We start from the raw sequence: 22281 nt of genomic DNA on the forward strand, positions 1-22281 counted from the left end.
AGGAATAGACTGGAGTCGACACTCTACAAAAGATGCGAAAGGGTTTTTATGACACAACAGCCACAAGCCAAATACCGACATGACTATCGCGCGCCGGATTACCAGATTACCGATATTGACTTGACCTTTGACCTTGATGCCGAAAAAACCGTGGTCACCGCAATAAGCCAGGCTGTTCGTCATGGCGCGCCTGATGCGCCTCTTCGCCTTGACGGGGAAGATTTAATGCTGGTATCTCTCCACGTCAACGATGCGCCGTGGACAGCATATAAAGAAGAAGAGGGCGCGCTTATCATCAGCGACCTGCCAGAGCGTTTTACATTGCGCATTGTCAATGAGATAAGCCCGGCGGCGAATACGGCGCTGGAAGGGTTGTATCAGTCCGGCGATGCGCTCTGCACGCAGTGTGAAGCTGAAGGTTTCCGCCATATCACCTGGTATCTTGACCGCCCGGATGTCCTGGCGCGATTTACCACCAAAATTATTGCCGATAAAACCAAATATCCGTTTCTGCTCTCCAATGGCAACCGTGTTGCGCAGGGCGAACTTGAGAATGGGCGTCACTGGGTACAGTGGCAAGATCCATTCCCGAAACCATGTTACCTGTTTGCGCTGGTGGCCGGTGATTTTGACGTACTGCGCGATACCTTTACCACCCGCTCCGGGCGTGAAGTCGCGTTAGAACTGTACGTTGACCGCGGCAATCTGGATCGCGCGCCGTGGGCAATGACCTCGCTGAAAAATTCTATGAAATGGGATGAAACGCGTTTTGGGCTCGAATATGACCTCGACATCTATATGATTGTCGCGGTGGATTTCTTTAATATGGGCGCGATGGAGAATAAAGGTCTCAATATCTTTAACTCCAAATACGTGCTGGCGCGAACCGATACCGCGACGGATAAAGATTATCTCGATATTGAGCGCGTGATAGGTCATGAGTATTTCCACAACTGGACCGGCAACCGCGTCACCTGCCGCGACTGGTTCCAGTTGAGTCTGAAAGAGGGCTTAACCGTCTTCCGCGACCAGGAATTTAGCTCTGATTTGGGATCACGCGCGGTGAACCGCATCAGTAACGTGCGTACCATGCGTGGTTTACAATTCGCGGAGGACGCCAGCCCGATGGCGCATCCTATCCGCCCGGATAAAGTTATCGAAATGAATAATTTCTATACCCTCACCGTTTACGAAAAGGGCGCGGAAGTCATTCGTATGATCCACACGTTGCTGGGTGAGGAAAATTTCCAGAAGGGTATGCAGCTCTATTTTGAGCGCCATGACGGCAGCGCAGCGACTTGTGATGATTTCGTACAGGCGATGGAAGATGCTTCTAATGTCGATCTATCCCATTTTCGCCGCTGGTACAGTCAGTCCGGCACGCCGATTGTAACGGTAAAAGATGATTATAATCCGGAAACCGAGCAGTACACGTTGACCATCAGCCAGCGTACACCAGCGACGGCGGATCAGGCGGAAAAGCAGCCGCTGCATATTCCGTTCGCCATTGAACTGTACGATAATGAAGGCAATGTCATCCCGTTGCAAAAAGGTGGTCATCCGGTCAGTGCTGTGCTGAACGTCACGCAGGCAGAACAAACATTTACCTTTGATAATATCTACTTTCAACCTGTGCCGGCCTTGCTGTGTGAGTTCTCAGCGCCGGTGAAACTGGAATATAAATGGAGCGATCAGCAACTGACGTTCCTGATGCGCCACGCGCGCAACGATTTCTCCCGTTGGGATGCGGCGCAAAGCCTGCTGGCCACTTACATTAAACTGAATGTAGCACGTCATCAGCAGGGACAACCGCTATCGCTTCCGGTGCATGTCGCTGATGCGTTCCGCGCGGTGCTGTTGGATGAGAAAATCGATCCAGCGCTGGCCGCAGAAATTTTAACGCTGCCTTCGGCCAATGAAATCGCGGAGCTATTTGATGTCATTGATCCGATCGCCATTGCGCAAGTTCGTGAAGCGCTAACACGTACGCTGGCGGCCGAACTGGCGGATGAGTTTCTTGCTATCTATAACGCCAATTATTTGGATGAATATCGTATTGATCACGGCGATATCGGCAAGCGTACGCTACGTAATGCCTGTCTGCGCTTCCTGGCGTTCGGCGAGACGGAGCTTGCTAATACGCTGGTCAGCAAACAGTATCGCGACGCCAATAACATGACCGATGCGCTGGCGGCCCTATCTGCTGCGGTGGCGGCGCAGTTGCCGTGCCGCGATACGCTGATGCGCGAATATGACGATAAGTGGCATCAGGACGGCCTGGTGATGGATAAATGGTTTATCCTGCAATCCACAAGCCCAGCGGAAAATGTACTGGAAACAGTACGTGGCCTGCTCAAACACCGTTCTTTCAGTATGAGTAACCCGAACCGCATTCGTTCATTAATTGGCGCGTTTGCCGGCAGCAACCCGGCGGCATTCCATGCGGAAGACGGTAGCGGATACCAGTTCCTGGTCGAGATGCTGACCGATCTGAATAGCCGTAACCCACAGGTAGCGTCGCGCCTTATTGAACCTCTGATTCGTCTGAAACGTTACGATGATAAGCGTCAGGAGAAAATGCGCGCGGCGCTGGAGCAGCTAAAAGGACTGGAGAATCTCTCCGGCGATCTGTACGAGAAGATAACCAAAGCGTTAGCCTGAACATATCTGGTATAAAAATGTAAGACATGCCCGGTAAGCGTTAACGCTGCCGGGCATTTTTTTGCCTGACGACGACGCGGCCTGGCGAAGCGTGAGTGGGGACGAAGGAAAACGATTGCTATTTATTGCCGTAGGTCAATTCCCTTTTGCACTGTTATCGCCCATAATACGCCCCCGGTTTGCACACCGGGAATCCAGGAGAGTTCATGTACTACCCCTTCGTTCGTAAAGCCCTTTTCCAGCTCGATCCAGAGCGTGCTCATGAGTTTACATTTCAACAATTACGCCGTATTACCGGTACGCCGCTGGAAGCGCTGGTGCGCCAGAAAGTACCGACAAAGCCGGTTACCTGCATGGGACTCACTTTTAAAAATCCACTGGGACTGGCTGCCGGTCTGGATAAAGATGGGGAGTGCATCGATGCCTTAGGCGCGATGGGGTTTGGTTCCCTTGAAATCGGCACCGTAACGCCGCGTCCACAACCGGGTAACGATAAGCCCCGTCTTTTCCGTCTGGTGGATGCTGAAGGTTTAATCAATCGGATGGGCTTTAATAATCTGGGCGTTGATAACCTGGTCGAGAATGTTAAAAAGGCCCATTTTGATGGTATTCTGGGAATTAATATCGGTAAAAATAAAGATACCCCTGTCGAAAATGGCAAAGATGACTACCTGATTTGTATGGAAAAAGTCTATGCTTATGCGGGTTATATCGCCATTAATATTTCTTCACCGAATACGCCAGGGCTACGCACGCTCCAGTATGGCGATGCGCTGGACGATCTGTTGACCGCCATTAAAAATAAGCAAAACGATCTTCAGGCGATCCATCATAAATATGTGCCTGTGGCGGTAAAGATCGCGCCGGATCTTTGTGAAGAAGAATTGATCCAGGTTGCTGATAGTCTGCTTCGACATAATATTGATGGTGTGATTGCGACAAATACGACCCTCGATCGCTCTCTGGTACAAGGAATGAAAAATTGCCAACAAACGGGGGGATTAAGCGGCCGGCCATTACAATTAAAAAGCACAGAAATTATTCGCCGTTTATCCCAGGAGCTAAAAGGACAATTGCCTATTATTGGCGTCGGTGGCATTGACTCAGTTATCGCCGCGCGCGAGAAGATAGCGGCAGGGGCAACGCTGGTACAAATTTATTCCGGCTTTATTTTTAAAGGCCCGCCATTGATTAAAGAAATCGTAACGCATATCTAAACTTTACCCTTTATCAGATTTATCAGACAACCAGGGCTTTATTTCCGGCGCTGGTTGTTTTATATTTCTCCACTGTTGCTTATTTAGACATTTTAGGCTTTTATTATTGGGGTAATAAACGAAACGGCAAAAGGACAATGCTGTTACGAGTTGCTTAAAAGCGGGAGAGAGGCCAATGCGAATTAAACCTGACGATAACTGGCGCTGGTATTATGATGAAGAGCATGATCGTATGATGCTCGATCTCGCCAATGGTATGCTTTTTCGCTCGCGTTTCTCTCGCAAAATGCTCACACCAGACGCGTTTTGCCCGACCGGTTTTTGTGTGGATGATGCCGCGCTCTATTTTTCCTTTGAAGAAAAATGCCGGGATTTCGAATTAACCAAAGAGCAACGCGCGGAACTGGTGTTGAATGCGCTGGTGGCGATTCGTTATCTCAAACCGCAGATGCCAAAAAGCTGGCATTTTGTGGCGCATGGCGAAATGTGGACCCCTGGAACGGGCGATGCCGCAAGCGTCTGGTTAAGCGATACGGCGGAGCAGGTTAATTTGCTGGTCGTTGAGCCGGGAGAAAATGCCGCGTTGTGTCTTCTGGCCCAGCCGGGCGTGATGATAGCAGGCCGAACCATGCAGCTTGGCGATGCGATTAAAATTATGAACGACAGGCTGAAACCGCAGGCTTACTGCCACAGTTTTAGCCTGGAACAGGCGGTTTAATTTTCCAGTCGTAGCGCAGTCTTAGGCACGCAACTACAGCTCAGAATCGTACCATCGTCGCCAATGGCCGATTTTTTCAGCGGGCTTACTTCGCCTTCCAGCAAACGTATCCGGCAGCAACCACAGATCCCCGCCCGGCAAGAATACGGAATACGAATACCCTGATTCTCCAACTGTTCAAGCAGCACCTGTTGATTATTTCCGCGAAAGATTTGTCCCTGCCAGTCGATAGTCACGCTCACGTCCGGGTGTTTATCTGGCGTAATACTGTCGTCGACCGCTGCGGTGCCATAGGCTTTTGCCGGAGCCGTCGCCAGAATCTCCACCTCATCGCCGACGCGAATGACGCCGCTATTGCGGGCAATCAGGTTCTGACCAAAATCTACATCGCCATTGTCCTGGGCGGTACGAAACGATTGCAGCGTCGCCAGCGGTTCGCCGGAGGGATGTTTTTGACCTTTTTCGGGGCTTATAGTCGTAAAAATACAGCGGCTACAGGGCTTCACGACGTCAAAAATCACATCGCCAATGCGAAGAACTTTCCAGCTATCTTCCTCCCAGGCCGCTACGCCGGAAATCACTAAGTTTGGGCGGAACTGCTCCATTTGTACGCCAGCCGAACAACGGCGTTGCAGATCGCGCAGCGAGGCTTCGTTGGTCAATAAATACGGGTAGCCATCGGCAAATCCCAACGGCACCGCGTTATGTCGTTTAACCCGGCGCGTCAACTGCGGCCCAACCCAGCGCAACTGGATATTGCGGGAGAAAAAGCCGCTTAGCCATTGATTAATCGCCGTCGGGGCGACGCGAGCGGTAAAATGGTTTCCCCAGACCTCGGTCGGCGCATCCTGTGGGGTAAAATCCGTAAAGCGAACCAGCGCGTTACTGCCATCTGGCGCGGTCAAATGGAGGCCGTCGTGAAAAGGGGAGGGCGTAAAACGTACCATTTGTGGAAACTGTCGGGCGGTAATAAATTTACCGTCAGGCTCGGTAATCATAAAGATGCGATCAAAAGCCAGACCGCTGATATCTGCCAGCGCATGAGTCAGACCAATGCCGCGCATGGATTTGACTGGATGAATAAAGAGTCGTGATAACGTCGCCACCGTACAGTCCCTCAAATGAAAATAAGCTTTCAACTTTATGACATGGGCGTGAGATTAGCTATAATGCGCAACAATTTTCTTAGCGTAAAAGTGACAATATGAATTCTCTGTTTGCCAGTACGGCCCGCGGGCTGGAAGAGCTGTTAAAAACTGAACTGGAAAAGCTGGGCGCCGTAGCATGCCAGGTTGTTCAGGGTGGGGTCCATTTTCAGGGCGACACGCGGCTTATTTACCAGAGTCTGATGTGGAGCCGCCTGGCCTCGCGTATTATCCTACCGATGGGTGAGTGCAAGGTCTACAGCGATCTCGATCTTTACCTCGGCGTTCAGGCGATAAACTGGACAGAGATTTTTAATCCTGGCGCGACGTTTGCAGTGCATTTCAGCGGCCTGAACGACACCATCCGTAATAGTCAGTATGGCGCGATGAAAGTTAAAGACGCGATTGTCGATGCGTTTACGCGGAAAAATCTTCCGCGTCCCAATGTGGATCGCGAAGCGCCGGATCTGCGTATTAACGTCTGGCTGAATAAAGAAACTGCCAGCATTGCGCTGGATCTCAGCGGTGATGGCCTGCACCTGCGCGGCTACCGCGATCGCGCCGGTCTTGCGCCAATTAAAGAGACGCTGGCGGCGGCGATTGTCATGCGTTCCGGCTGGCAGCCGGGTACGCCGCTGCTCGACCCTATGTGTGGTTCAGGAACATTATTGATTGAGGCCGCGATGTGGGCGACCGATCGCGCGCCGGGACTGCACCGTGGTCACTGGGGATTTAGCGGCTGGGCGCAGCACGACGAGACTATCTGGCAGGAAGTGAAAGCCGAAGCGCAGACCCGGGCGCGTAAGGGACTGGCGGAGTATTCGTCTCATTTCTACGGTTCCGACAGCGATGCGCGCGTTATTGAGCGGGCGCGCAGCAACGCCCGTCGCGCTGGTATCGGCGAGCTAATCACCTTTGAAGTGAAAGATGTGGCGCAACTGAGCAATCCGTTGCCGAAAGGCCCGTATGGTACGGTTATCAGTAACCCGCCTTACGGCGAACGTCTGGACAGCGAACCGGCGCTGATTGCGCTGCACAGTCTGCTGGGCCGTATCATGAAAAATCAGTTTGGCGGCTGGAACCTGTCGCTGTTCAGCGCCTCGCCCGATCTGCTGGGCAGCCTGCAACTGCGTGCCGACAAACAGTTTAAAGCCAAGAATGGCCCGCTGGACTGCGTGCAGAAAAACTATCATATTGCGGAAACCACTGCGGACAGTAAACCGGCGACGGTGGCGGAAGATTACGCTAATCGCCTGCGTAAAAATCTTAAAAAGCTGGAAAAATGGGCACGCCAGGAAGGCATTGAGTGCTATCGCTTGTATGATGCCGATCTGCCGGAATATAACGTGGCGGTAGACCGTTACGGCGACTGGGCGGTGATTCAGGAGTACGCGCCGCCGAAAACGGTGGATGCGCAAAAAGCGCGGCAGCGTCTGTTCGATATTATTGCGGCAACCTTGTCAGTACTTGGTATCTCGCCGAATAAACTGGTGTTAAAAACCCGCGAACGGCAAAAAGGAAAAAACCAATATCAAAAAATGAGCGAAAAGGGCGAGTTTCTTGAGGTCAGCGAATATAATGCGCGCTTATGGGTAAATCTGACGGATTACCTCGACACCGGCCTGTTCCTCGATCACCGTATTGCCCGCCGGATGCTAGGAGAGATGAGTCAAGGCAAAGATTTCCTGAATCTCTTTTCTTATACCGGCAGCGCCAGCGTACATGCAGGTCTGGGCGGCGCGCGCAGCACCACAACGGTGGATATGTCCCGCACCTATCTGGAGTGGGCCGAACGTAATTTGCGTCTGAACGGACTGAGCGGCCGCGCGCATCGCCTGATTCAGGCCGACTGCCTGGGCTGGCTGCGCGAGGCGAATGAACAGTTCGATTTGATCTTTATCGATCCGCCGACGTTCTCTAACTCAAAACGTATGGAAGCGTCGTTTGATGTTCAGCGCGATCATGTCGCGTTAATGAAAGATTTAAAACGCCTGCTGCGTAAAGGCGGCACCATCATGTTTTCAAATAATAAGCGCGGATTCCGTATGGATCTGGAAGGGCTGGCTGAACTGGGGCTTACAGCACAAGAAATTACGCAAAAAACGCTCTCCCCGGATTTTGCCCGTAACCGTCAGATCCATAATTGCTGGCTGATCCGCGCCGCCTGAAAGGAAAAGTAAATGTCATTAATCAGTATGCATGGCGCATGGCTGTCGTTCAGCGACGCGCCGCTTCTCGATAACGCAGAATTGCATATCGAAGATAACGAACGCGTCTGTCTGGTGGGGCGTAACGGCGCCGGGAAATCCACCTTGATGAAGATCCTCAACCGCGAACAGGGTCTGGACGATGGGCGTATTATTTATGAGCAGGATCTGATCGTCGCGCGTCTGCAACAGGACCCGCCCCGTAATATTGCGGGCAGCGTCTATGACTTTGTCGCCGAAGGTATCGAAGAACAAGCGGAATACCTCAAGCGCTATCATGAGATTTCCCGTCTGGTGATGACCGATCCCAGCGAGAAAAACCTCAATGAAATGGCGCGCGTACAGGAACAGCTCGATCATCATAATCTGTGGCAGCTGGAAAACCGTATTAATGAAGTGCTGGCGCAGCTTGGACTTGATCCTAACGCCGCGCTGTCGTCGCTTTCCGGCGGTTGGCTGCGTAAAGCCGCGCTGGGTCGGGCGCTGGTCAGCAATCCGCGCGTATTGTTACTGGATGAACCGACTAACCATCTGGATATCGAAACCATCGACTGGCTGGAAGGGTTTTTGAAAACCTTTAACGGAACGATTATTTTTATCTCTCACGATCGTTCGTTTATTCGCAATATGGCGACCCGTATTGTCGATCTCGATCGTGGCAAATTAGTCACCTATCCTGGAAATTACGATCAGTATCTGCTGGAGAAAGAAGAAGCGCTGCGCGTAGAAGAGTTACAAAACGCGGAATTTGATCGCAAGCTGGCGCAGGAAGAAGTCTGGATTCGGCAGGGCATCAAGGCGCGCCGCACCCGTAATGAAGGGCGCGTGCGGGCATTAAAAGCGATGCGTCGCGAACGCAGCGAGCGTCGTGAAGTGATGGGCACGGCGAAGATGCAGGTCGAAGAGGCGACGCGCTCCGGTAAAATCGTTTTTGAGATGGAAAATGTCGATTACCAGGTAGAAGGAAAGCAACTGGTAAAAGATTTCTCTGCTCAGGTACAGCGCGGCGACAAGATCGCGTTAATTGGCCCGAACGGCTGCGGTAAAACCACGCTATTGAAACTGATGCTGGGTCAGCTCCAGGCTGACAGCGGGCGTATCCATGTGGGTACGAAGTTGGAAGTCGCTTACTTCGATCAGCATCGCGCCGAACTGGACCCGGAAAAAACCGTGATGGATAACCTTGCGGAAGGCAAGCAAGAGGTAATGGTAAACGGTAAACCGCGCCATGTACTGGGATATTTGCAGGACTTCCTGTTTCACCCCAAACGGGCGATGACGCCAGTCCGCGCGCTTTCCGGCGGCGAACGTAACCGTCTGCTGCTGGCGCGACTGTTCCTCAAGCCGAGCAATCTTTTAATTCTCGATGAACCAACGAACGATCTTGACGTCGAAACGCTGGAATTATTAGAAGAATTAATTGATGGCTATCAGGGGACGGTACTACTGGTCAGCCACGATCGGCAATTTGTCGATAATACCGTGACGGAGTGCTGGATTTTTGAGGGCGGCGGCAAAATCGGACGTTATATCGGCGGCTATCATGATGCGCGTGCGCAGCAAGAGCAGCATCTGGCGACGAGACAGCCGATGGTGAGAAAGAACGAGGAAGTTATTGCCCCTAAAGCAGAAATTGTAAAACGCGGCAGTAGCAAACTAAGCTATAAACTGCAGCGCGAGCTGGAGCAGTTACCCGGTCAGCTTGAAGACCTGGAAGCGAAGCTGGAAGCGCTACAGGCGCAGGTTGCGGATGCGGCCTTTTTTAGCCAGCCCCATGAACAAACGCAAAAAGTTCTGGCCGATTTAAGTCAGGCGGAGCAAGAACTTGAGCAAGCCTTCGAACGTTGGGAGTATCTTGAAGGCCTGAAAAACGGGGCATAATTAAAGGAGCGCCTATGTGTGAACATCACCATGCTGCGAAGCACATATTGTGCCCGCAATGTGACATGCTGGTGGCTTTACCCCGCCTCTCGCATGGACAAAAAGCAGCATGTCCACGATGCGGCGCAACGTTAACGACCGAGTGGGACGCGCCCCGGCAGCGTCCTACCGCCTATGCGTTAGCGGCCCTATTTATGTTGCTGCTTTCTAACCTTTTTCCCTTCGTCAATATGAATGTCGCGGGCGTCACCAGCGAAGTAACACTTCTGGAAATTCCCGGCGTCATGTTTTCTGAAGATTACGCCAGCCTCGGCACTTTCTTTTTATTATTTGTTCAACTGGTGCCGGCATTTTGCCTGGTGACCATTTTATTGCTCGTCAACCGCGCCAGTCTCCCATTGTCGGTAAAAAAAACGCTGGCGCGGATCCTTTTCCTCCTGAAATCCTGGGGAATGGCGGAAATATTTCTCGCCGGGGTGCTGGTCAGCTTTGTTAAGCTGATGGCCTACGGCGATATCGGCATCGGCAGCAGTTTTATTCCCTGGTGTTTATTTTGTCTCGTTCAGTTGCGGGCGTTCCAGTGTGTCGATCGCCGTTGGTTGTGGGATGACATTGCCCCGCAGCCTGCATTGGCGCAACCGTTAACGCCGGGGATTACCGGTATCCGGCAGTCTTTGCGTTCCTGCGCCTGCTGCACGGCGATCCTGCCTGCGGAGAGTCTCGTCTGTCCGCGTTGCCATACGAAAGGCTATGTCCGGCGTAAAAACAGTTTGCAGTGGACGCTGGCGTTATTATTTACCTCGATCATGCTTTATCTGCCCGCTAATATTTTGCCGATTATGATTACCGACTTACTGGGCTCGAAAATGCCGTCGACCATTCTGGCTGGCGTGATTTTGCTGTGGAGCGAGGGGTCTTATCCGGTGGCGGCGGTTATCTTTCTCGCCAGTATTATGGTGCCGACGCTAAAAATGATCGCTATTGCCTGGCTTTGTTGGGATGCGAAAGGCCACGGTAAGCGCGACAGTGAACGGATGCATTTTATTTATGAAGTAGTGGAGTTTGTGGGGCGCTGGTCAATGATTGATGTCTTTGTCATTGCCGTACTCTCTGCGCTGGTGCGTATGGGAGGGTTAATGAATATTTATCCTGCGATGGGTGCGTTGATGTTTGCTTTAGTCGTCATAATGACAATGTTTTCTGCAATGACCTTTGATCCGCGTCTGTCGTGGGATCGTGAATACGAACCAGGCCATGAGGAGTCCTGATAGCATGGAACCTAAAAAAGGGGAAGCCAAAGTACAAAAGGTGAAAAATTGGTCGCCTGTCTGGATATTCCCGATCATTACTGCGCTTATCGGAGCCTGGATTCTGTTTTATCACTATAGCCACCAGGGGCCGGAAGTCACCTTAATCACCACCAATGCAGAAGGCATTGAAGGCGGAAAAACGACCATCAAAAGCCGCAGTGTGGATGTTGGCGTGGTTGAAAGCGCGACGCTGACCGACGATCTGACCCATGTACAAATCAAAGCGCGACTTCATTCCGGTATGGAAAAGTTGCTACATAAAGACTCGGTATTTTGGGTTGTAAAACCGCAGGTGGGGCGTGAAGGCATAAGCGGGCTTGGGACGTTGTTGTCAGGCGCGTATATTGAACTGCAACCTGGGAACAAGGGCAGCCAGCCGGAAAGCTATCAGCTTCTCGATTCACCGCCATTGGCGCCGCCTGATGCGAAAGGAATTCGTGTGATTCTGGACAGCAAAAAGGCCGGTCAGCTAAGTCCCGGCGATCCGGTCTTGTTCCGTGGATATCGCGTAGGTTCCGTAGAAACCAGTATGTTCGATCCACAGAAACGTTCCATCAGTTATCAGCTTTTCATCAATGCGCCGAACGACCGCCTGGTGACCAGTAACGTCCGTTTCTGGAAGGACAGCGGTATTGCGGTGGATCTGACTTCTGCTGGTATGAGAGTTGAAATGGGCTCGCTGAGCACTTTGTTTGGCGGCGGCGTTAGTTTTGATGTTCCGGAGGGGCTTGAACAGGGACAACCGGTTGCGGAAAAAACCGCTTTCAGCCTGTATGACGATCAGAAAAGCATTCAGGATTCACTCTATACCGATCACATCGATTACCTTATGTTCTTCAAAGATTCGATTCGTGGACTCCAGCCGGGAGCGCCGGTCGAATTCCGCGGGATCCGTTTAGGGACAGTCGGAAAGGTGCCTTTTTTTGCGCCAGGTATGCGACAAGCGTTTAATGACGATTATCGTATTCCGGTGTTGGTTCGTATTGAACCGGAACGTCTGAAAGCGCAGCTTGGAGAGAATACCGACGTTGGAGCTCATCTGGCCGATCTGCTTAATCGCGGGTTAAGGGCGTCGCTGAAAACCGGTAACCTGGTGACGGGCGCGCTATATGTGGATCTGGATTTCTATCCTAAAGAACCGCCCTTGAAAGGCATTCGCGAGTTTGGTGGTTACCAGATTATTCCAACAGTCAGTGGTGGCCTGGCGCAAATTCAGCAGCGACTGATGGAAGCTCTGGATAAGATCAATAACCTGCCTTTGAATCCAATGATTGAACAGGCGACTAACACCTTGACGGAAAGCCAGCGGACGATGAAGCATCTGCAAACCACACTGGATAATATGGACAAGATTACCTCCAGTCAGTCGATGCAGCAGCTTCCGGCGGATATGCAAACGACGTTACGCGAACTTAATCGCAGTATGCAAGGCTTCCAGCCTGGATCAGCGGCGTATAACAAAATGGTGGCGGACATGCAGCGTCTTGATCAGGTGCTTCGCGAGTTACAACCCGTGTTGAAGACGCTGAACGAGAAGAGCAACGCGCTGGTATTTGAAGCGAAGGATAAAAAAGATCCCGAGCCTAAGAGGGCGAAACAATGAAAAAATGGCTAGTCGTGATAATGGCGTTCTGGCTGGCGTCATGTAGCTCCAGCGGAGAGAATAAAAGTTATTATCAGCTGCCGATAGCGCAAAGCGGTGTGCAGAGCACCGCGAGCCAGGGCAACCGCCTCTTATGGGTAGAGCAGGTTTCCGTGCCTGACTATTTGGCAGGTAATGGCGTGGTGTATCAAACCAGTGATGTTCAGTATGTGATTGCCAATAACAATTTATGGGCCAGCCCACTGGATCAGCAATTGCGTAACACTCTGGTGGCAAATCTTAGCACCCGGCTTCCAGGCTGGATCGTCGCTTCCCAGCCGTTGGGAACAACGCAGGATACGTTAAACGTTACCGTAACCGGATTCCATGGGCGTTACGATGGTAAGGTTATCGTTAGTGGGGAGTGGCTATTAAATCACAACGGACAGCTGATTAAGCGGCCTTTCCATATTGAAGCCAGTCAGCAGAAAGATGGCTATGATGAAATGGTCAAAGTGCTGGCAAGCGTATGGAGTCAGGAAGCGACCGCTATGGCCGATGAGATAAAACGGCTTCCCTGAGATAAAAGTAATGTAAATTTAACCGCTTCAGGCCGTGCGACTGAAGCGGTTTTTTCAACGCCGGAAAATAGTTGTTCTGGCGCACGTTTTTTGTACAAATGATTTACCGTATAGCTCACAAATATGACATTGGTGTGAATCTTGCGCATTGACGGGCGATCCATTTAGAGGTATTTGTGCAGTGTGATTGCACAATTTGTAATCACTGTTTTCTTTTCCACCAGATACAAGTATGAGGGAAACGAGGCATGAAGAGACAAAAACGAGATCGCCTGGAACGGGCACATCAGCGTGGATATCAGGCCGGCATCGCCGGACGCTCAAAAGAAATGTGTCCCTATCAGACGCTGAATCAACGGTCATACTGGCTAGGAGGTTGGCGACAAGCCATGGAGGACAGGGTGGTAATGGCCTGATTCTGTCTCTTTAGAAAAAGAAACCTCCGCAGTGCGGAGGTTTCGCCGTTATCGATTTTGCCAGCATGATACCGATAGCGCGGAATATCAATTCATCACTTAAAACGCGGACGTATCCTGGAACAAACCAACTTTTAAATCGTGTGCGGTATAGATCAGTCGACCGTCTACAAGAACCTCGCCGTCCGCCAGGCCCATGATAAGGCGACGGTTAACAATACGTTTGAAATGAATACGATAGGTGACTTTTTTTGCTGTCGGCAGAACCTGGCCGGTGAATTTCACTTCGCCCACGCCCAGAGCACGGCCTTTGCCTTCGCCGCCCAGCCAGCCCAGGTAGAATCCCACTAACTGCCACATGGCATCAAGACCCAGACAGCCTGGCATTACTGGATCACCGATAAAGTGGCACCCGAAGAACCACAGATCCGGATTGATATCCAGCTCTGCTTCGACATAGCCTTTGTCGAAATTGCCGCCCGTTTCGGTCATCTTAACGACGCGGTCCATCATCAGCATATTCGGCGCAGGGAGTTGCGGCCCTTTAGCGCCAAACAGTTCACCACGACCAGAGGCAAGAAGGTCTTCTTTTGTATAGGATTCGCGTTTATCTACCATGTTTTATGTAAACCTTATTTTATTGAAGCACGCAGGATAGCTAACACGTGTACGCTGAACAAGTCCGATCAGTTCGGAATAAAATAGTTCAGCCAACGTAATGGCCACGGGAAGCGATGACGACCTTCCTGTTGCGTCGCCTGCGCGATACGCTCCTGGATAGTCTGCATCAGCGTCGTTTGTCCTTCGCCATCCCACACCAGATTTAACAGTAGCGGTAAGGCGTCGGTCACGTCGTCTACCGCCCAGATAGTGAACTTCTCTTCTTTAACTGCCTGCAGCAGCCTGGATTTAAGACTGAGATGCCGGACATTGGCGGCAGGAATAATCACGCCCTGTTTACCGCTTAACTCCCGCTGTTCGCAGATGGCGAAGAAACCCTCAATTTTTTCGTTAAGCCCGCCCACCGGCTGCGCGCGGCCAAACTGATCGACCGAGCCGGTAATCGCAATGTTTTGATTCACTGGCACATTAGCCAGCGCGCTGATGAGCGCACATAATTCAGCCATTGAGGCGCTATCGCCATCAACTTCGCTGTAGGACTGCTCAAAGGTTAACGAGGCGGAGAAGGGGATTTGCTGTTCCAACTGCAACTCCGACATCAGGAAGGCCTGCATAATCATCATTCCCTTAGCGTGAATATTTCCGCCAAGTTCGGCCTTTCGTTCAATATCGTTAAATTCGCCATCGCCGATATGCACAACGCAGCTAATTCGCGAGGGTTCGCCAAAAGCGCGCGGATGCCCAGGAAACTCAATAACTGAAAGCGCATTGATTTGTCCAACACGTTCGCCTTCGGTTTCAATCAGAATCTGCTCTTGCAGAATTTCGTCCTGCATCCGCTCTGCCAGAAACCCTTCTCGCCATTCGCGTCGGGCAAGCATCAGGCTGAGCGCTTCTGCACCGCATGTCTCTCCTTCGCATAATGGCGCCGCCTCCTTAAACTGGCGGGCTATCCACAGTGGGCAAAGGGGCAGGGTGTCCTGTTCACCGGTATAACGGACAGCCTCGCGTATCAGAACTGGCCAGACGTCCGGCGCCGGGGCAGGCAAATTATCGCGTGAAGCGATATGTGTCACCCACTGACACCACAGAGTCATGGCTTCTGCATCCGCTATCTGCAGGTTGTCCTCAAATTCACTGTAGATAGCCTGTTCCGCGAGCTCTGGTTCCATCTCCTGAAAATCAGCTAACGACTCACGTTCGCCAACCAGGATCACTTTTAATTTGAGCGGCATCGATGGCACGGAAACCGGTAATGGACGCGATTCGTCAAACGCTACCCAGTCAAAACGTTCGCGGGTAACGATGGCTTTCAGGCGCATCCACAGCAATGGCTGCGCCAGAAGGGTCCGCAAGGAAATAATAAGTACGCCGCCGTTCGCCTGATGAACCAGACCGGGCTGCAGGGTAATATCGCCTTTATACTGCCGCAGGCAACCAAAGAGTTGTTCGGCTTCGACCCAGTCCGCGCTAACTACTTGTGCGAGGGTGGCAAAGTTGTCTTGTACATCCTGCGCGGCACGGTAATGAATAGTATGCCCGGAAACGTCATAATGCCCGCCGGTTAATTGTCCGGCATCGGTTTGCAGATCGCGGACGACATCTGAAAGTAAAGTGAGATACTCTTGCTCTTCAGGCGCTTTAGTCAGCATAAAAGAGGATGAGGCCCGCGGCTGAATAAGTTGCTCAAGCGCAAATTGCAGACGTGGCTGAGTATCACTGAGTAAGGTGTCTTTTTCGTTAGTCGCGTGTGGCTGTGCAAATATCTCCTGATAACTTTCGCTATCCGGAACCAGATCACGCCATGCAAGTTTCGTAATGGTCAAAGTTGAGGTTTTTTAGTCTGTTGTAAAAGGGGGGATTATAGCCTAACCCGCCACGCTGCACACGCGGAAAGCGAACGCAAAGTAATGTGAAGACGCGTAACCCTTCACAGGTTCGAGATTCTTTTCTTCAGATGGCTAAAAAACTGATATTCTGATATCAGTTACACGGTAACATTGGGATCACGATGAAATATCAACAACTTGAAAATCTTGAAAGCGGTTGGAAATGGAAATATCTGGTGAAAAAGCACCGCGAAGGGGAGTTGATCACCCGCTACGTGGAAGCCAGCGCTGCCCAGGAAGCCGTCAATTTGTTGTTGGCCCTCGAAAATGAACCGGTGCGGGTAAATGTCTGGATTGACAGGCATATGAATCCTGCCTTGCTTAATCGGATGAAACAAACGATCCGGGCAAGACGCAAACGACACTTTAATGCGGAACATCAACATACGCGTAAAAAATCTATCGATTTAGAGTTTATGGTCTGGCAGCGTCTGGCGGGCCTTGCGCAGCGACGCGGTAAAACATTATCCGAAACGATTGTGCAACTCATAGAGGATGCGGAGCATAAAGAAAAATACGCGACGACGATGAGTACGTTGAAGCAGGATTTACAGGCGTTATTAGGCAAAAAATAGTGTAATGAATAAACACAAAAAACCCCGCGATGAGGCGGGGTTTTTTATCAGACGGAAACTTAAGCCTGCGGCTGAGTTACCACGTCTTTAATACCTTTAACTTCGATCTCTACGCGACGATCCGGTGCCAGGCAGTCGATCAGTGCAGCGCGCTGTTTCACGTTGTCACAGGTGTTGCCGGTAACCGGGTTGGATTCGCCCATACCGCGTGCGGAGATTTTGTCAGCCGGGATACCTTTGGAGATCAGGTAATTAACAACAGACTGAGCACGTTTCTCGGACAGACCCTGGTTGTAAGCGTCAGAACCGATGCGGTCAGTGAAGCCCAGAACGACGACGGAACCGTCTTTCGGATCCAGGTTGTTCAGTTGGTTGTACAACTGATCAAGAGCCTGCTTGCCTTCCGGCTTCAGGTTATCTTTGTTGAAGGTAAACAGGACGTCAGACTTCAGGGTGAAGTGTTTGGTCTGTACTTCCGGAGCCGGAGCCGGGGTCGGCGCTGGCATCGGAGCCGCCTCTTCCTGACCGAAACGATAGGAAACACCTACGCTCAACAGGCCGTTGTCCGGACGAGTGCCGATGGTGTGGGCATCACCGATGTTGTTGGTCCACTGGTATTCCAGACGGGTAGCGATTTCAGGCGTGATAGCGTATTCGATACCACCCGCGAATACCGGGGAAACGCCGGTGTCGTGGTCTTTATAAGAAGCACCGCCAGGGGTGTTAGACTTGGTGTCTGCACGCCATACCATACCACCCAGACGGGTATAAACGTCCAGATCGTCAGTGATTGGGTAACCAAGTTTAGCGGTCAGCTGAACGCCCTGAGCTTTGTAAGCGCCATTGATGTTGTCGCCTTTGTACGGCATACGGCCTAACCAGTCGTAACCCATTTCAAAGCCAACATACGGGTTAACCTGGTAACCACCAAAAGCACCTGCGCCCAGTTGGTTTTCATGGGTCGGGCCATTGTTAGGAATGAAACCAGTGTCATGGTACTGGGACCAGCCCAGTTTAGCACCAGTGTACCAGGTGTTATCTTTCGGAGCGGCCTGCGCTACGGTAGCGAAACCAGCCAGTGCCACTGCAATCGCGATAGCTGTCTTTTTCATTTTTTGCGCCTCGTTATCATCCAAAATACGCCATGAATATCTCCAACGAGATAACACGGTTAAATCCTTCACCGGGGATCTGCTCAATAGTTACTCTACCGATATCTACGGCTTATGCCGAGCACCCCTGGCGATGTAAAGTCTACAACGTAGTTGGAAACTTACAAGTGTGAACTCTGTCAGACATGTGAAAAAAACATGACGAATATGCACATGATTTAACAGTTATCAGATGATAAATTGTACAGCAAAAATCGCGGAAACCGCTTCTGGCAAGCTTTCTTGCAAAAAAAAACATTAGCACTCAAAGGAGATGCAATCACATAAAAAAAATTCCAGGATAAATCCTAATTTTACTTAATGATACAAATTAGAGTGAATTTTTAGCCCAGAATGCTGTCTCCTGGGTAAAGCATGCGCACGTACAGGGCGCATGATAAACCCTACCGCATTGCCTGCATTTGCTGCTTCAACCAGGCTGGCATGTTCTTCTTCCGTAAGTTCTTCTGTCAGCCAGCCAATCACCACACTGTAATTCCCTGTACGTAGAGCGCGAATCATTGCTTCAAGCGTATGAGGAGGTGCAAGCTGACTAATTTGCATTACTTTCGTTAACGGCAAACCTGCAGACTGTACCCATTCACGGCTGAGTTTTTGCTGCGGCGTGAGCCAGAGCTGCCAGCGTGATTGTTGGCCTAAATGCCGAAGCAAAGGCAAAAGCAGGAGTTGCGCCATCATGGGCTGGTCTTCGTGGTAGACAACTTCACTGACCAGCCCTGCGGCGGTATTTTCCGTAGCGGCACGCGCAGCGTTGTGGGTAGTGGTAGGAAATGACGAAGAACGATTTGCATAACCTGAAGTGTACATAATCAATCCAGCCCTGTGGGTTACTGTATATTCATACAGTAACCCTGCGGCGATGAAAGATCAACTCTATTTTCGGAAACTGTCTCGCAATTTTTATTCTTAGTGACGTCAAAAATAAAAATCATCTTGCTCGTAGAGTATAAGTTGCCTATTTTCGTCATTAACGGATCATTTAATGCAAATTATTCTTTTACTTTATGATTTAAAAGGAATTTTATGAGAGCACTTTCCTATGACAGGATCTATAAATCGCAAGAATATTTGGCCTCTCTGGGGACGATCCAGTATCGATCCTTATTCGGCAGCTATAGTCTGACCGTTGAGGATACCGTCTTTGCGATGGTAGCTAATGGCGAGCTTTATCTCCGCGCCTGTGAACAAAGCGTATCCTACTGTGTGAAGCATCCTCCCGTCTGGCTCACGTTTATGAAGTGTGGACGGCCCGTTATGCTCAACTATTACCGGGTGGATGAAAGCCTGTGGCGCGATCAGCAGCAACTGGTACGTTTATCGAAGTATTCTCTTGACGCGGCAATGAAGGAAAAACACAGCCGTTTTTTACAGCACAGACTCAAAGATCTCCCCAACATGACCTTCCATCTGGAAACATTGCTCAATGAGTCAGGGATAAAGGATGAGAATATGCTACGCGTACTGGGCGCGAAAATGTGCTGGCTAAGATTGCGACAAAGCAACCCCTTGCTGACGGTAAAAGTCTTGTATGCGTTGGAAGGCGCAATTGTTGGCGTACATGAAGCGGCGCTCCCGGCGAGCCGTCGCCAGGAGCTTGCGGACTGGGCTCATTCGCTTACGGCTGCGCAATTGCTGTAGAAGGCAGCGGTGAAATTTGTCGCTGTAAGCGCCCGATTTCGGGCAGTAAGGCAATGAGCAAACCAATTTGTTGTACAACCAGAGGTTCTTTGCTGTCCGGGCGTGTTTCCAGCGACTGAACTCGCTGCTTTAAATCTTCCAGTGCCAGGTGTACGCGCTGTTCGTCTTCTGGTTGATGATGGAGCGCATCATCAACGTAGCAGACCGCGTCATCCAGAAGCCCCAACACGTCCGGATTACTGAGCTTTTCGCGGTGCGCGCCCAGGGCGGAAATATAGCTGGTAAAAGTATGATTGAGACAAAGCAGCCTGAACGCCGCTTCCCGGGTTTCGGCCGTGACGTCGGGTTCGCTTGACATATTAGAAACCACGGACGCCAGTTCTGCATCGCGGTTGTGCGCGTCGCGTCTGGCAATGCGATAGGCCAGGCGGTTGTCCCTGCCTTGGTGATATTGCTCAAGGATCGCATCAAGGTAACGGCAATTCGCATCGGTGGCGCGCTGGAGTACCCGGGGAAGGTTGCGAAAGCGCCAGTCCGGCCAAATAAAGCTGACCGCAGCCCAGGCAATAGCGCAGCCAAGTAACGTGTCGATGACGCGTGGTAACGCTACCTCAAAGCCTTCGCCCAGTAGATTAAAGCAGAGTAATACCAGTAGGGTGATGAACATCGTCGCATGGGCATACTGCACATTACGGAATGCGAAGAAAAGCACGCCGGTGATCACCAGCAGCACTAACTGTCCTTCGAGGGAAGGAACAAACCATAAAATCGGCAGGCCGATGGCAACGCCCACCAGCGTACCGATAATTCTTAGCGCAAGACGATGGCGGGTAGCGTTATAGTTAGGCTGACAAACAAATAGGCTGGTGAGCAATATCCAGTACCCGTGGCGCATCCCGGTAATTTGAATGAGAGCATAACCCACGCACAAAACCAGCGACATGCGTACCGCATGGCGAAAGAGAGCGGACTCCGGAGTAAAGTTGCGGCTTAGACGCAGCCAGATGTCGCTAAACCCATGCAGGCTATCATCGGCCAACTGGTTTTCTGATTCATTGCGCGGCATTGCCTGGGCCTGTTCCGACTCGATCGTCGCCAGTTGCGCATCAATGGCGCGCAAGTTGGTTAATAAGAACCCAAGCGTATTCAGTAGCTCCAAAGAGGCGCCGTTGGCGCGCATACGTTCAAGCGCAGCGTCAATATGGGTAAACACGCGCTCAAAGCGCGGATCATGCTGGTATGGCGTGCGTAGTAAAATACAGCGCGCCAGCTGCGTGCAGGCCTGTGCCTGCATCGACATCAGACGTTGAAAGCGAAACATCACGTCGCTGTGACGAAAATGGTCGCGCAGCGTCTGGTATTGAATATGCGAAGAGCTGGCGCGTTCATGAATATCCTGCGCCACAAAATAGTAATGGAGGGTGCGGCGCGTGCCGCGTTGACCGCGATCGCCGCGCAGGCGAGTTAACAACGATACTTTCGTTTGGTTCAGCGTCGCCATTAACTGCCCGTTCGCTAACGCTAAATCATAGAGCGGCGCCTGGCTCTCATCTTCGATATCAGGATCAAACAGGCGTGATTTCAGCTCCAGATAGTGCGCCAACTGTTCGTAACTGCGCGCAAGGTTATCCTGTAACGGGCGGATCGGAAATAGCAAGTGCCCGGTTAGCGTTAGCAGGTTATACCATACCGCGCCCGCCAGCAGGAGTAGGGGTTGCTGATACCAGTGTGTATATAAAGAGGCACCCAGCATCGTGTAGATGGCAATGAGTAACGCGCCGAACGCGATGGTGGCATAGCGTTGCCCTAATCCTCCCAACAGAATAAATCCGCTTGTGGATAAGGTTAAGCCCAACGCAAATAGCCACGGCCAGGGAAAGAGCAGCTCAACAGAAGCAGAAGCGATAAAAAAGCAAATTAAGGTAATGATTAAATTACGCAAGCGCCCGGCGAGGCGGTCGTCAAGATCGGTTAGCGCCGCAGCGACCATACCGAGGGTGAGCGGGATGGTAAGTTTGACGTCGCCCATCCACCAGGGCAGGGCGGTGGTGCCGCACAGAGCGATAAAAATGCGTATGTAATACAGCCAGGTACTGTTCCAGGTATAACGGCGAATCAGCGGACTTAACATAAAGATTATTTGTTCCGATCATTCAAAACGGCGGCGCGCGTTAGCTTCCCGCGCGGCGCGAGCGGTTTCAACAGAGACGACGCGGCGACCGACAGGCCAAAGCGCAATCGCGGCAATTTTAAAGTTCGCAATCCCGACAGGTATCCCGATGATAGTGACACACTGCGCGATTCCGGAGGCAATGTGCATCACGCATAGCCACCAGCCGAAAAAAAGTAACCAGAAAATATTCAGCAAGGTACCGCCAGTATTCATTAGTACGTTTTTCGCCGCTGGATTGAGTTCGTCAACGTGGATAGCTTCATTGCCGTAAGGGAGCAGGGAAAGTTTGGTTATCTCCCAGCAGGAACGGGTCAACGGCAGGGTAAAAATAAGCACAATACTGACAAGCGTCGCCAACAGCCAGGCCAACGTAGTGGCAAAGCCGCCCAGTACAAAGTTTAAAATATTCAGAACGGTACGCATAAACCCTCAGTTCATTCCGGTTTTCTATCACTGCGGGCAATTGTAACGTTTTTTTAAACTGGAGCACGTTTT

The 22281-nt window shown here is 51.3% G+C and carries 18 protein-coding genes; 11 read left to right on the forward strand and 7 right to left on the reverse strand.

Annotation, left to right across the window (positions count from 1 at the left end):
* The first annotated feature begins 48 nt into the window (after positions 1–48).
* The 3 genes from pepN to zapC all read left to right on the forward strand — a co-directional run bounded on the left by pepN (position 49) and on the right by zapC (position 4596).
* A complete protein-coding gene (gene pepN / locus F4V61_RS16650) occupies positions 49–2661 on the forward strand; it encodes an aminopeptidase N (RefSeq protein WP_080160835.1) in 2613 nt (870 codons plus the stop codon).
* Positions 2662–2867: 206 nt separating this feature from the next.
* Positions 2868–3878, forward strand: a complete 1011-nt coding sequence (gene pyrD / locus F4V61_RS16655; protein ID WP_000291723.1) for a quinone-dependent dihydroorotate dehydrogenase — start codon at positions 2868–2870, stop codon at positions 3876–3878.
* Positions 3879–4053: 175 nt separating this feature from the next.
* Complete coding sequence (gene zapC / locus F4V61_RS16660) at positions 4054–4596, forward strand: cell division protein ZapC (protein WP_038396254.1); 543 nt, start codon at positions 4054–4056, stop codon at positions 4594–4596.
* On the opposite strand, the gene F4V61_RS16665 is transcribed toward zapC, so the two are convergent.
* Positions 4593–5702, reverse strand: a complete 1110-nt coding sequence (locus F4V61_RS16665; protein ID WP_058345523.1) for a YcbX family protein — start codon at positions 5700–5702, stop codon at positions 4593–4595. The two genes, zapC and F4V61_RS16665, sit on opposite strands and share 4 nt — an antisense overlap.
* A 98-nt stretch (positions 5703–5800) precedes the next feature.
* Here F4V61_RS16665 and rlmKL point away from each other — a divergent pair, with 98 nt between their 5' ends.
* The 6 genes from rlmKL to rmf all read left to right on the forward strand — a co-directional run bounded on the left by rlmKL (position 5801) and on the right by rmf (position 13718).
* Complete coding sequence (gene rlmKL, locus F4V61_RS16670) at positions 5801–7909, forward strand: bifunctional 23S rRNA (guanine(2069)-N(7))-methyltransferase RlmK/23S rRNA (guanine(2445)-N(2))-methyltransferase RlmL (RefSeq protein ID WP_080160834.1); 2109 nt, start codon at positions 5801–5803, stop codon at positions 7907–7909.
* A 12-nt stretch (positions 7910–7921) separates the two neighbouring features.
* On the forward strand, positions 7922–9829 hold the full coding sequence (locus tag F4V61_RS16675) for an ABC transporter ATP-binding protein (RefSeq protein WP_038396248.1): 1908 nt from the start codon (positions 7922–7924) through the stop codon (positions 9827–9829).
* Between the two features lie 14 nt (positions 9830–9843).
* Entirely contained in the window at positions 9844–11097 is a 1254-nt protein-coding gene (pqiA, locus tag F4V61_RS16680; RefSeq protein ID WP_080160833.1) for a membrane integrity-associated transporter subunit PqiA, read from the forward strand.
* Between the two features lie 4 nt (positions 11098–11101).
* Entirely contained in the window at positions 11102–12742 is a 1641-nt protein-coding gene (gene pqiB / locus F4V61_RS16685) for an intermembrane transport protein PqiB (protein ID WP_079835914.1), read from the forward strand.
* Positions 12739–13302, forward strand: a complete 564-nt coding sequence (gene pqiC / locus F4V61_RS16690; protein ID WP_000759140.1) for a membrane integrity-associated transporter subunit PqiC — start codon at positions 12739–12741, stop codon at positions 13300–13302. The genes pqiB and pqiC overlap by 4 nt, the downstream gene beginning before the upstream one ends.
* Before the next feature lie 248 nt (positions 13303–13550).
* Positions 13551–13718, forward strand: coding sequence for a ribosome modulation factor (gene rmf, locus F4V61_RS16695; RefSeq protein ID WP_023177830.1), 168 nt, complete (start codon positions 13551–13553; stop codon positions 13716–13718).
* A gap of 99 nt (positions 13719–13817) precedes the next feature.
* Here rmf and fabA read toward each other — a convergent pair whose 3' ends face one another.
* Positions 13818–14336, reverse strand: coding sequence for a bifunctional 3-hydroxydecanoyl-ACP dehydratase/trans-2-decenoyl-ACP isomerase (fabA, locus tag F4V61_RS16700; RefSeq protein WP_000227925.1), 519 nt, complete (start codon positions 14334–14336; stop codon positions 13818–13820).
* Positions 14337–14404: 68 nt separating this feature from the next.
* Entirely contained in the window at positions 14405–16165 is a 1761-nt protein-coding gene (locus F4V61_RS16705) for an AAA family ATPase (RefSeq protein WP_080160832.1), read from the reverse strand.
* A gap of 185 nt (positions 16166–16350) precedes the next feature.
* Between F4V61_RS16705 and matP the strand changes: the two genes are divergently transcribed.
* The gene (matP, locus tag F4V61_RS16710) at positions 16351–16803 is read left to right on the forward strand and encodes a macrodomain Ter protein MatP (RefSeq protein ID WP_000877173.1); all 453 of its coding nucleotides are present in this window, start codon (positions 16351–16353) and stop codon (positions 16801–16803) included.
* Between the two features lie 59 nt (positions 16804–16862).
* Here matP and ompA read toward each other — a convergent pair whose 3' ends face one another.
* Both ompA and sulA read right to left on the reverse strand, forming a co-directional pair.
* The gene (gene ompA / locus F4V61_RS16715; protein WP_024131942.1) at positions 16863–17915 is read right to left on the reverse strand and encodes a porin OmpA; all 1053 of its coding nucleotides are present in this window, start codon (positions 17913–17915) and stop codon (positions 16863–16865) included.
* A gap of 357 nt (positions 17916–18272) precedes the next feature.
* On the reverse strand, positions 18273–18782 hold the full coding sequence (sulA, locus tag F4V61_RS16720; protein ID WP_038396240.1) for an SOS-induced cell division inhibitor SulA: 510 nt from the start codon (positions 18780–18782) through the stop codon (positions 18273–18275).
* Between the two features lie 216 nt (positions 18783–18998).
* Between sulA and F4V61_RS16725 the strand changes: the two genes are divergently transcribed.
* Positions 18999–19613 carry a TfoX/Sxy family DNA transformation protein gene (locus F4V61_RS16725; protein ID WP_001202382.1) on the forward strand — a complete coding sequence of 205 codons (615 nt, stop codon included), beginning with the start codon at positions 18999–19001 and terminating at the stop codon, positions 19611–19613.
* Here F4V61_RS16725 and yccS read toward each other — a convergent pair.
* Positions 19591–21744: a YccS family putative transporter gene (gene yccS, locus F4V61_RS16730; RefSeq protein WP_038396239.1), complete on the reverse strand. Its 2154-nt coding sequence runs from the start codon at positions 21742–21744 to the stop codon at positions 19591–19593. The two genes, F4V61_RS16725 and yccS, sit on opposite strands and share 23 nt — an antisense overlap.
* 18 nt (positions 21745–21762) lie before the next feature.
* A complete protein-coding gene (locus F4V61_RS16735; RefSeq protein WP_001261226.1) occupies positions 21763–22209 on the reverse strand; it encodes a YccF domain-containing protein in 447 nt (148 codons plus the stop codon).
* Between the last annotated feature and the right edge of the window lie 72 nt (positions 22210–22281).

Source organism: Salmonella enterica subsp. arizonae (assembly GCF_008692845.1).
Classification (GTDB): Bacteria; Pseudomonadota; Gammaproteobacteria; order Enterobacterales; family Enterobacteriaceae; genus Salmonella; species Salmonella arizonae.